The 11,300-nt window shown below is 64.5% G+C and carries 8 protein-coding genes and 1 pseudogene; 4 read left to right on the plus strand and 5 right to left on the minus strand.

The window, feature by feature from the left end; translation table 11 throughout:
- Positions 1-839: solute carrier family 23 protein (locus QOH60_RS25100; protein ID WP_526424595.1), on the minus strand; the 839-nt coding region annotated here is incomplete at its 3' end.
- Positions 840-1,076: 237 nt separating this feature from the next.
- On the opposite strand from QOH60_RS25100, the gene QOH60_RS25105 reads away from it, so the two are divergent.
- Both QOH60_RS25105 and QOH60_RS25110 read left to right on the plus strand, forming a co-directional pair.
- Positions 1,077-2,015 carry a cyclopropane mycolic acid synthase family methyltransferase gene (locus QOH60_RS25105; RefSeq protein ID WP_526424596.1) on the plus strand — a complete coding sequence of 313 codons (939 nt, stop codon included), beginning with the start codon at positions 1,077-1,079 and terminating at the stop codon, positions 2,013-2,015.
- Between the two features lie 18 nt (positions 2,016-2,033).
- Positions 2,034-2,888, plus strand: a complete 855-nt coding sequence (locus tag QOH60_RS25110; protein ID WP_526424601.1) for a cyclopropane mycolic acid synthase family methyltransferase — start codon at positions 2,034-2,036, stop codon at positions 2,886-2,888.
- Here QOH60_RS25110 and QOH60_RS25115 read toward each other — a convergent pair.
- Positions 2,869-3,543, minus strand: coding sequence for a VTT domain-containing protein (locus QOH60_RS25115; protein ID WP_526424597.1), 675 nt, complete (start codon positions 3,541-3,543; stop codon positions 2,869-2,871). The two genes, QOH60_RS25110 and QOH60_RS25115, sit on opposite strands and share 20 nt — an antisense overlap.
- Positions 3,544-3,677: 134 nt before the next feature.
- Here QOH60_RS25115 and QOH60_RS25120 point away from each other — a divergent pair, with 134 nt between their 5' ends.
- Entirely contained in the window at positions 3,678-7,808 is a 4,131-nt protein-coding gene (locus QOH60_RS25120) for an nSTAND1 domain-containing NTPase (RefSeq protein ID WP_526424602.1), read from the plus strand.
- An 8-nt stretch (positions 7,809-7,816) separates the two neighbouring features.
- Here the strand turns inward: QOH60_RS25120 and QOH60_RS25125 are convergent, their stop codons facing one another.
- The 3 genes and pseudogenes from QOH60_RS25125 to QOH60_RS25135 form a co-directional block, all read right to left on the minus strand.
- The gene (locus QOH60_RS25125) at positions 7,817-9,052 is read right to left on the minus strand and encodes a KasA/KasB family beta-ketoacyl-ACP synthase (RefSeq protein WP_526424598.1); all 1,236 of its coding nucleotides are present in this window, start codon (positions 9,050-9,052) and stop codon (positions 7,817-7,819) included.
- A gap of 183 nt (positions 9,053-9,235) precedes the next feature.
- Positions 9,236-9,532, minus strand: a pseudogene (locus tag QOH60_RS25130) (cytochrome P450); the annotation flags it as partial.
- 198 nt (positions 9,533-9,730) lie between these two features.
- Positions 9,731-10,723 (minus strand): magnesium transporter CorA family protein, encoded by a 993-nt coding sequence (locus tag QOH60_RS25135; protein ID WP_526424599.1) that lies wholly within the window; start codon positions 10,721-10,723, stop codon positions 9,731-9,733.
- Positions 10,724-10,875: 152 nt separating this feature from the next.
- On the opposite strand from QOH60_RS25135, the gene QOH60_RS25140 reads away from it, so the two are divergent.
- On the plus strand, positions 10,876-11,300 hold a 425-nt coding region (locus QOH60_RS25140), incomplete at its 3' end, for a serine/threonine-protein kinase (RefSeq protein WP_526424600.1).

The following is an 11,300-nucleotide window of genomic DNA, read 5'->3' on the forward strand; positions in this document are numbered from 1 at the left end:
GTGAACACGAGCATGACGGCCGCCAGAATGCCGATCCGGACGAAGCTGCCGTAGAGGGTGAACTGGCCCACCAGCGAAAGGTCGGGTATCGCGAACGGCGAACCCGACAGGGTCGGCACCGACAGGCTCCAGCCGCCCGGCTTTTGCGTCGCGGACCCGAGATGCCAGACCGCTTCGACGATGACGGCGACGATGGTTCCGATGATGAGGCCGATGAGTATGGCTCCCCGCACTTTTCGCGCTACCAGGATGCCTGTCACCAGCAGCGTCAGCACGAAAATCAGCGTCGGGACCGAGTTGATCGACCCGTGGCCGTCGGACCCGAGACCCACGGGCGGCGACGGCATCTTCGTCGACCCGACGAATCCGGCGTCGACGAGGCCAATGAACAGGATGAACAGCCCGATACCTGCGGTGATCGCGAGCTTCAACGGCATCGGCACGGCATCGAAGATCAGCCGACGCAGCCCCGTCGCGGCCAGCGCGACGATGATCAAGCCGTCGATGACCACCAGCCCCATCGCCTCCGGCCAGGACAGCGTGCCGACGACGGAGCTGGCCAGAAACGAGTTGATCCCCAACCCCGCGGCGAACGCGAACGGCAACCGCGCGACGACAGCGAACAGGATCGTCATCACGCCGGCGGCAAGCGAGGTCACGGCCGAAACCTGCGCGAAGGCGAGCTTGTGGCCGGTGACGTCGGACGTGGCCGACAGGATGATCGGGTTCAGCACGATGATGTAGGCCATCGCGATGAACGTCACGACGCCGCCCCGCAACTCGGTGGCGACCGTCGACCCCCGGTCAGAGATCTCGAAGAAGCGATCGAGGCGCGTCACCGTTCGACCATAAGTTGCGCACGTGATGCCTGCGCGACGACGTGGTCGGCAAGATCACCTCGAATGGTCACGGGCTCTGCCGAATTGACGGCTGCGCAGTTTAGCGCGACACGGGAACGGGAACGAGGGGTTCTGCGTCGAGTTGGCGTGCCGATGTAGGGTCATTGATCAAGTCAGGAGCACGCTGCGGCGGAGTTACCTGGGGAAGACCGACGTCGGGGGTCAGTAGGACAGACCATGGCAACAAGTTCAAACGACACGCAAAGCACCGCACCGCGCGCAGAGTCCAAGTGGCTGTCGAAGTCCGCGGCGCAGACCAAAGGGTCGGACAAAAAGGAAGTCCAGTTCCACTACGACATCTCCAACGACTTCTTCAGGCTCTGGCAGGACCCGACGCAGACGTACAGCTGCGCCTACTTCGAGCGCGACGACATGACGCTCGAAGAAGCACAGATGGCCAAGGTCGACCTGGCTCTCGGCAAGCTGGGCCTGCAGCCCGGGATGACGCTGCTGGACATCGGCTGTGGCTGGGGCTCCACGATCATGCGCGCTGTCGACCGCTACGACGTCAACGTCATCGGCCTGACGCTGTCGGAGAACCAGAAGCAGCACATCGAGGACCACTGGTTCGCCAACTCCACGAGCAAGCGCCACATGGAGGTGCGGCTGCAGCCGTGGGAGGAATTCGACGGTCAGGTCGACCGCGTCGTGTCGATCGGCGCCTTCGAGCACTTCGGCTTCAACAAATACGACGACTATTTCAAGAAGACCTTCAACTGGCTGCCTGACGACGGCGTAATGCTGCTACACACGATCATCATTCCGAGCGACGAAGAGATCAAAGCGAAGAAGCTGCCGCTGACGATGTCGCGGGTGCGCTTCATCAAGTTCATCATGGACGAGATCTACCCCGGCGGGCGTCTGCCGCTCGGCGCGATGGTCGAGGAGCACGCCGTCAAGGCCGGATACTCCGTGACCCGCAAGCAGTATCTGCAGCCGCACTATGCGCGCACGCTGGACACCTGGGCGTCAAACCTGGAGTCCAAGAAAGACGAGGCCATCGCGGTCACGTCAGAAGAGATTTACGAGCGGTTCATGAGATACTTGACGGGCTGCGCCGATCTATTCCGTCAGGGCTACACCGACGTATGCCAATTCACCTGCGAGAAGGGGTGATACGTGAGCTCGACGGAGATGCGTCCCCACTTCGAAGAGATCCAGGCGCATTACGACCTCTCAGACGACTTCTTCGGCGTCTTCCAGGATCCTTCGCGGACGTATAGCTGCGCGTTCTTCGAGCGTGAGGACATGACGCTCGAACAAGCTCAGATGGCAAAGATCGACCTCGCGCTCGGCAAGCTCGACCTGCAGCCCGGGATGACCCTGCTCGACGTCGGCTGCGGCTGGGGATCGGTCATGAAACGCGCGGTCGAGAACTACGGCGTCAACGTGATTGGCCTGACGCTGAGCAAGAACCAGTGCGTCTACTGCCAGCATCTGCTCGATGACATCGACACCGACCTGTCCCGGCGGGTGTATCTGCGCGGCTGGGAGCAGTTCGACGAGCCCGTCGACCGCATCGTGTCCATCGAGGCGTTCGAGGCTTTCCCCAAAGACCGGTACGCGGCATTCTTCGACACGTGCCACCGGATGCTCCCGAGCGGCGGCCGCATGGTGTTGCAGACGATATTGGGGCACCCGCTGAAGCGCTGGCCGGAGATGGGCATCCCGATCGTGATGAGCGACCTGAAGTTCATGCGGTTCATCGCCAAGGAGATTTTCCCGGGCGGGGCCGTGCCCTGCGATGAGGACATCGTCGAATATTCAGGCGCGGCAGGCTTTTCGGTGGATGACACCCAACTGCTCGACGAGCACTACGTGCGGACTCTGGACACCTGGGCGGCGAACCTCGAAGCCCGCCGCGACGAGGCCATCGCCGCGACCTCGGCTGAGGTGTACGAGCGCTACATGCGGTATTTGACCGGTTGCTCCGATTTCTTCAACCGCGGTATCAGCGAACTCGGGCAGTTCACCCTGACGAAGAGCTAGCCTCTTTGCCGCGCAGCGAGTCCCAGCTGTGCTGGTCTTCGAGTTCGCGGATCATCCGTGAAGTGCGTTCGCGCAGAAGCAGAGTGACAACGATCCCGATGGCGACGGCGACCACCAGCGCGATCCACGAGAAACGCGACATCCACCGCTCGGCGGCCAAACCCAGGTAGTAGACCACCGCGGTGGTGCCGCCGGCCCAGCACAATCCGCCGCTCGCGTTGGCGGCCAAGAATTTCCAGTACTTCATGTGCAGTGCGCCGGCGAGCGGGCCAGCGAAGATGCGCAGCAGCGCGATGAAACGGCCGAAGAAGACAGCCCACACGCCCCAGCGCGCGAACAACTGCTTGGCCAATGCCACGTGCCCGGGCCCGAAGTGTTTGGGAAACTTCTTGCCCAACCGCTCGAACAGGGACATCCCGAACCGTCGACCGATGGAATAGCCGATGGTGTCGCCGATGATCGCGCCGGCCGTCGCTGCCGCGGCGACGGCGACCGGGTCGATGTCGAGCGTATGGCGCGACGCCAGCAGTGCCGCGCTGACGAGGGCGATTTCTCCCGGCAGCGGAATACCGAGACTTTCGATGCCGATGACCACGCCGACGATGAGATAGACGGCCACCGGCGGCACCGATTGCAGCCAGGCTTCGACGTTCACGGCGCTAACAATGCCCTAACGGGCGGCTTTCCGTGGGGAAGTCGATCCCAAACGCTGTCATCAGGTGTTGACGCGCCGGTTCACACCACATATCGAGTATTGAAATACCCGCGTCGATTTAAAGCGTGGAAGAGATGATCGGTGGTATGTACCGGATCTTCGTGAGCCACTCGAGCCGCGACACCCCGGCCGCGGTGGCACTGATCCAATGGCTGACCGACAACCAGCCCAGTTTGCGCGGGGGGATCTTCCTCGACGTCGATCCGCACACCGGCCTTTCGCCTGGCACCCGGTGGAAAGAAGAGCTGTTTCGGGCGGTCGATCGATGCGAGGCGGTCCTGTGCCTTCTGACCCCCAACTGGGAGCAGTCGTCAGAGTGCCTCGTTGAATACCGCTACGCCGAATCGCTCAACAAGCGCATCTTCTGTGCGCGGCTCGACCCGGAAGCGGTAGGCGACAAGACGCACGAGTGGCAGTACTGCGACCTGTTTTCCGGGTCGGGTCCTGTCACGGCGGTGTCCGTCGACGGCCAAGCGCCCGTCGAGTTCTCGACCGAGGGCTTGGAGCGTCTGCTGCGGGGCATCCGGGAATCCGGTATCGGCGCAGAGCACTTCCCGTGGCCGCCGCCCGACGACCCCAAGCGGGCGCCGTACCGCGGGTGGCAGCCGATGGAAGACATCGACGCCGCGGTCTACTTTGGCCGGGACGCGCAGATCGTCCGCGGACTCGACGCGCTGCGAGGCATGCGCGCGACGGGCGTCGAGGGAATGTTCGTGGTGCTCGGGCCCTCCGGAGTCGGAAAGAGCTCGTTCCTGCGTGCGGGGCTTCTGCCGCGCTTGCGCCGCGACCATTCCAATTTTGTGCTCTGCGACATCGTCCGGCCCGAGCGTGCGGCGCTGACCGGCGAGCAAGGGCTGGCGCGGGCGATCCTGAACCTCAGAGCACGGGCCGGGCTGAACGAGCCCGCGCTCGGCGACATCAAATCCTCATGCCTTGCCGCCGACGCTGGTGCGATCACCCAGTGGATGAGCGAAGCGCTGCAACGCCTTTCGGACGACGGCGAACCAACGCTGATACTGCCGATCGATCAGGCCGAGGAGCTGTTCACCGCGGAATCAGGGCAGGAAGCCGGACGGTTCCTCACGCTTCTTGGCGCCTTGCTGCAGCGGTCAGGCCCGGCCGGGGAGCTGCCAATGGTCGCGGTGGTGACGATCCGGGCAGACCGCTACGAAGCCCTGCAGGCGGCGCCCGAACTCGCCGACGTGCATGCCCGGGAATTCGGCGACCTCAAACCGATGCCGCTCACCGAGTTCAGAGAGGTGATCACCGGGCCGGCGCAGCGGGCCACCGCGGCCGGTCAGCCGTTGACCCTCGAGCCCGCGCTCATCGAGGAACTTCTCTCCGTCGCCACAAAAGGCGGCGACAGTCTTCCGCTGCTCGCGCTGACCCTGTCGAGCCTCTACGCCGACTACGGCAGCACGGGTCAGATCAGCCTCGCCCACTATCTGTCGATGGGCGGCATGGCGCAGATCGTGGACACCGAGATCGACAGGCTGCTCTCATCGGACCCCGACACACGTGCGCAACAGCTCGACATCCTGCGTTCGGCGTTCATCCCGTGGCTTGCCACGGTCAATCCCGACAGTGATCAGCCCTTGCGAAGGGTGGCCCGATGGGCCGAGCTCCCGCCTGCCAGCCACGATCTCATCAATGCCATGGTGGCCCATCGGCTGCTCGTCAAAGACGAGCGCGATGGCGATACCGTGGTCGAGGTAGCGCTGGAAAGCCTTCTCCGGCAATGGGATCCGCTTGTGGACTGGTTACGCGAGCAGGCCACCGACCTCAAAGAGGCGGACATCCTCGATCGGGCCACCGGCGAGTGGGAACGTAATGGACGAAGCCCAGAATGGCTGATCGAAGGCGTGCGGCTGGCCGCCGCCGAGGAATTGGCCGCGTCCCCGATGTTCCGGGCCCGCGTCGCGCCCGCGTCGGAGTTCCTGCGTGCGTCGAGGGAGCGCCAGGACGCCGAGGCCGAGACCGAACGACAGCGCCAGGAAGCCGAGCTCCGCGCGGCACAGGAACACGCGGCGGCTCTCCTCAAGCGAACTCGGCTGTTGCGCGCCGTCCTCGCGCTGGTGATAGTCGTCGCGCTCGCGGCGATAGTCGGTTTTGGGTGGGCATTCAAAGCGCGCAGGGATGCCGACGCTCGGTTCAGGGATGCCACTGCCCTGCGGCTGTACGGAGACTCGCAGCTGATGCTGGCCGGACTGCGCGCTGGTGTCAGCGACGACGTGGCCGGAATGCAGATGCTGTTGGCGGCACTGGAAATTCCGTCGGGGCACCAGAACAATCAATACTCACTCGTGACAGCGCTGCGTCAGCAGAAGGACCTGCTCAAGGTCATCGACACGTCGGCAATGGTGTTCACCACAGCGCTCAGTCCTGACGGGACGCGGATCGTCTCCGGGGGCGAAGACGGAATGCTCAGGATCTGGGACGCCGCGTCAGGCCAGCCCGTTGTGAAGGCGTTTCACGGCCACGACAAGGGGATCATGAGCGTGGCGTTCAACACCGATGGCACCCGGATCGCGTCGTGCTCAATAGACGGCACCGTACGGATCTGGGACGCTGCCACGGGGCACCCGATCGGTCAGCCGTTTCGCGATCCGAATGGTTTCGTCGGTTTGGCGTACAGCCCCGACAGCACTCGTCTCGCAGCGGTCTCCGCGGGTGGAGTGTTGCGCGTGTTGGACGCGGCGACTGGAGATCAAATCACCCAGTCGCATCTAGACGCCCAGAGCTATGTCGGCAAGATCGCATTCAGCCCGGACGGGCATCGCATCGCCACTGCCGGGGACAAGACGATCCAGGTGTGGGACGCCACAACCGGCCAGCAGGCAGGACCGCCGATCCGCGGTCACGAAGGACTGGTGTTCGCCGTGGCGTTCAGCCCCGATGGAACCGAGTTGGCCTCGGCGAGTACCGATTCCACCGTCAGGCTTTGGGACGCTGCGACCGGTCGGCAGAACGGCGAACCGATGCGTCATGACAATCAGGTCCAGACCGTGGCTTTCAGCCCCGACGGCCAGCGCCTTGCCTCCGGTGGTGTCGACAACAAGATCAAGATCTGGGATCGCGCTTCTCACCGTGAGATCGGCGTCCTCAACGGGCATCGGGCTCCGATCAACGGCGTGGCATTCAGCAAAGACGGTCTGCGGCTGGTGTCGTGCAGCGACGACGACACAGTCCGGGTATGGGATGGCACCTGGCAGCCGATGATCGGCCACACCGGCATCGCCAACGCGATATTCGTCGACGACGGCCGCCGAATCGCCTCGGGCGGCGAGGACAAGATCGTGCGCTACTGGGATGCGGCCACAGCGCGTCAGATCGGCGAGCCGGTGCGCATCGTCGACGACGACGCGACGTCGGTTTTCCCCGTCGACCGCGATCGGGTGGTCTCGTTCGGCACCGTGAACACTGTCAGGTTGTGGGACGCGCACACTGGCGCGCCACTCGGCGAACCGCTGCGCCTCGGACCGCAAACGGCGCTACGGCAGACTCATTACGATGGCGGCAGGATCGCCGCGCAGACCTCAGGCGGCGTCGTGCAGATTTGGGATGCCACAACGATGGCGCAAATCACGACCATCAAGCAGGACGAGACGGCCTTTGACCTCTCGCTCAGCCCTGACGGGAAGATCGTGGCCACGTCTGCCGTCGACGGAACTCTCCGTTTGTTCAGCACCGACAGCGGCAAGATGATCGGTCACCCTATGGAGGGCCAAGGGGTGGCCAACAGCATCGCGTTCAGCGCCGACGGACGCCTGGTCGCAGTCGGCGGTTCGAACAAGACGATTCAAGTCTGGGCCGTTGACACCACCGCACCGGTCACCGAGCCGCTGCAGGCGGACGGAACTGTGCTGACCCTGGCATTCAGTCCCGACGGACACACCGTCGCATCGTCGAACGCCGACGGCAACATTCGGCTGTGGGATGTGGACAGCAAGTCCCAGCTGGGATCTCCGTTCAGTCATGCGGCAAGCGCATGGACGCTGACCTTCAGCCCGGATAGTACGAAACTGCTGGTCGGCAGCGGCGACGGCAGCGTGCAAATGTGGCCGGTGTTGAAGCCGCAGCGAGAAGCGTTGTGCGCCAAAATGACCCACAACATGAGCCGCGAGCAGTGGAACTCGTGGATCTCGTCGGCGATTCCCTACATCGACGTTTGCCCAGGCCTGCCGGAGTCCGACGACTCCGGCTAGCCCGATCGTCAGCTTGCGCCGAACACGAGGGCGACGTGATGCCCGCCCAGAGCGCTCGAGTTGGAGACCCCATAGCGGTAGTGGCCGCGGCGAGGCCCGCCCGCCACCACGTCGAGGTCGATCTCGGGGTCGGGGTTTTTCAGGTTGAGCGTGGGCGGGATGACGCCGTCGCGCAGCGACTGGACTGTGAGCACCGCCTCCACAGCCCCGGCGGCGCCCCAGGAATGACCCAGCGCCGCCTTCGGTGCGTAGACCGCGGGCGTGTGAGCCCCGAAGGCGCGGTGGATCGCGTGGGCTTCGGCAAGGTCGCCGGATTTCGTCCCGGTGGCGTGCGCGTTGAACAGGTCGATGTCGCTCGGGTCCAGACCTGCCAGTTCGATCGCGCGGGCGATGGTGTTGCCGTCCTCCTCGCCGCCGGGATCGGGCTCAATCGGGTCGTAGGAGTCAGACCTGATCGCCGAGCCCATGAGCCGGGCCAGGATCGGCGCGCCGCGGGCTTTGGCGTGCTCCTCGGTCTCGATGAGCATCAGTGCACCGCCTTCGGCGAACACCATGCCGTCGCGGTCCGCGTCGAACGGGCGGCACGCGCCCGCCGGGTCGTCGTTGTTGGTCGTCAGCATGCCCAGCCCCGTGAGCGCGGCGATGGGCACGGCTTCGATCTGCGCCTCCACGCCGCCGCAGATCGCGATGTCGGCGTCGTCCAGAAGGATGCTCCTCAAAGCCTGTGCGATCCCCGCGGCACCCGATGCATCGGCCATCTCGGGCGAGATGACGCCGGCTTTGGCGCCGCGATCCAGACCGACGGCAGCAGCCGGCGCGTTCGGCATGTGCATCTGCACTGCCAGTGGACTGGCGCCCTTCATGCCTTTCGACACCCAGATGTCGTATTGGAGGATGAGCGGCTCGGTGCTGGCGAAGCCATGGGCGATCGACACCAGCAGCCGTCGGGTGTCGACCTCGGGCGACCCAGCGGCCTCCCACAGCCGGCGGCCGAGCACCGTCGACATCTGCTGCATAAACGACAGCCTGCGAAGCTCGATGCGGGTGAGGTGCTCTTCGATGTTTTCGCGCAGTTCACCGCCGATTCTTACCGGCGATTCGAACTTGGTGACGAAGGGCTTCTCGAGCTCACGGATGCCGCTGCCGCCCGCCAGCAGCTGCTGCCACGTGCCTTCGGCATCGGGCGCAAGCGCGGTCGTCGATGCGATCGCTGTGACGACGACGTCGGATTTCAACGCTGCCATTTGTCCTGCTCGCTCGTGTGTCGTTAGGTGTCCAGTTAACAGCTTTTCTGAATTTCAAACAGGGTCTTGACGAATAGCCGCGGGTCGGCACGCAGCCGGTGAAATCGTACGACGAGGCCGAATGTGCTCGTCTCGAAGGTATGCCGAGTTGCACAAGTGGCAGCGAGGCCGCTGTTGCTGGGGCTATTGCGGCCGGCGAGCGGAGGTGACCTCCGGAGCCAGCGCCGCGGGCAGCCGCTTGTAGCCATGCAGCGTCACCAATCCTCGCGGCTCGGCGGGGGTGCTGAGATGAAGCGCCGGGAACCTCTCGAAAAGGGCTCGCAGCGCGGTGACGCCCTCGATGCGCGCCAACGCCGCGCCGAGGCAGACATGCATCCCCGAGGCGAATGCGAGGTGGTCACGCGCGTTCGGACGAGTGATGTCGAACGCCCCCGGATCGTCGAACACCCCTGGATCGCGGTTGGCGATAGCGCCGCCGAGTGTCGAGTTCTGCACCAGGGCTGTTGAATTCGCGAAACCACGACCCTGGTGCAGAAATCGGCGCAGGTGTCGCGCGCCAGCCGGCCATGGCGCGCTGACGCTCGCGGGAAGTCGCGGAAGGTCGCTCAACGGTGGGCACGACGACATCAACATCTCGGCGCGACGGAAGTGACCGGTGTGACGAACGGGCGAGCCGAGCTACAGCCAGCCTCGACGCTTGAACATCCAGTAGAGGGCGAGCACGGTTACCACGATCATCGCCGTGCTGACCAAGAACCCGCCGACGGTATCGATGCCCGGGTATTTCACGTTCTGGCCGTAGAAGCCGGTGATCGCGGTCGGCACGGCAATGATCGCCGCCCATCCGGTGAGCTTCTTCATCACGGTGTTGAGCCGCGCATCCTGCAGCGACAGGTTCGTCTCGAACACGGTGGTGACCATGTCGCGCAGCGACTCCGTCCACTCCGAGACCCGCAGCACATGGTCATACAGGTCGGAATACAGCGGATCGAGTTCCGGCGAGGTCTTCGCGTCCAGGCGGCGGTGCTGGATGGCACTGACGACCTCGCGCATCGGTAAGACCACGCGTCGGAGCGAGACCAGGTCCTTGCGGAAACGGAAAGTGCGGCGCTGCAGCTGACCCCTCGGACCGCTGTCTGCGAACAACTCGTCCTCGATACCTTCGATGCCGTCGTCGAGTCGCTGCACTACTTCGAAGTGGCCGTCGACGACGACGTCGAGCAGGCCGTGCACCAGCGCGCCGACCCCGTACTCCTGGCCGCCGAGTTCGTCGAAGCGCTGGGAGACTACGTCGATGTCGAATTCCGGAGAGAGTCGCACGGTGATCAGGCCCTGCGGCAGCACGAAACCGGAGATTCGGTGCGTCTGCAGTACCGACGCCGAGTCGTCTTCGGGCGAGGGGTCCACACACGTCACGGCGTAAACGGTGAAGAAGGTGTGCGTTTTGTAGATGGACGCCTTGGTGCGCTCGCTCTCGGCGATCGCGTCCTCGACTGCCCAGTCGTTGAGCCCCAGTTCCTGTTCGAGGTCGTCCAGGATCTGCGGATCTGGGTCGTAGATGTCAGCCCAGACCAGGCAGTTCTCTTCCACCAGGTAGTCGGAGATCGCAGAGAACTCAAACTCGTCGCAGGGTTTGCCGTCCCGCCACACCCGGCCGCGCACTTGGCTCATACCAACATCATCGCAGCGACCTCAGCTGTAGCCCGTCGCCAGAGCCGCCTACATCCCGGGCAAACGTGATGTAGCTTCAAGCGACACACGACGCGACGGGGCGAGCGAAGCGACGGGAAAACAGGCGAGTTGGCATGGCCGAGGAGTAAGCGGTGGATGCGACGCCATTCGGCCGATATCAGCTGCAGGAGCTGATCGGCAAGGGCGGAATGGGCGAGGTCTACCGGGCCTACGACACCAGGACCGACCGCATCGTCGCGCTCAAGGTGCTGCCCGAGAACCTCGCGTCGGACGAGCTGTTCCAGCAGCGGTTCCGCCGCGAATCACAGGCCGCGGCCGGGCTGACCGAGCCGCACGTCGTGCCGATCCACGGGTTCGGCGAGATCGACGGCCGGCTCTATCTGGACATGCGGTTGATCGAGGGCCGCAACCTGGGCACGCTCCTCAAGGAAAGCGCGAAGCCGCCGAGCACGGCGTTCGCGGTGTCGGTGGTGGAGCAGGTCGCGTCGGCGTTGGACGCGGCGCATGCCGCGGGGCTGATTCACCGGGACGTGAAGCCGTCGAACATCCTGATCAC

It is taken from the genome of Mycobacterium sp. (genome assembly GCF_032159765.1).
Lineage (GTDB): Bacteria > Actinomycetota > Actinomycetes > Mycobacteriales > Mycobacteriaceae > Mycobacterium.

Excerpts from the sequence above, each read along its gene's own strand:
- QOH60_RS25125 (WP_526424598.1), bottom strand. The coding sequence starts at position 9,052 with ATGGCAGCGTTGAAATCCGACGTCGTCGTCACAGCGATCGCATCGACG.
- QOH60_RS25120 (WP_526424602.1), top strand. The coding sequence starts at position 3,678 with ATGATCGGTGGTATGTACCGGATCTTCGTGAGCCACTCGAGCCGCGAC.
- QOH60_RS25105 (WP_526424596.1), top strand. The coding sequence starts at position 1,077 with ATGGCAACAAGTTCAAACGACACGCAAAGCACCGCACCGCGCGCAGAG.
- QOH60_RS25110 (WP_526424601.1), top strand. The coding sequence starts at position 2,034 with ATGCGTCCCCACTTCGAAGAGATCCAGGCGCATTACGACCTCTCAGAC.
- QOH60_RS25135 (WP_526424599.1), bottom strand. The coding sequence starts at position 10,723 with ATGAGCCAAGTGCGCGGCCGGGTGTGGCGGGACGGCAAACCCTGCGAC.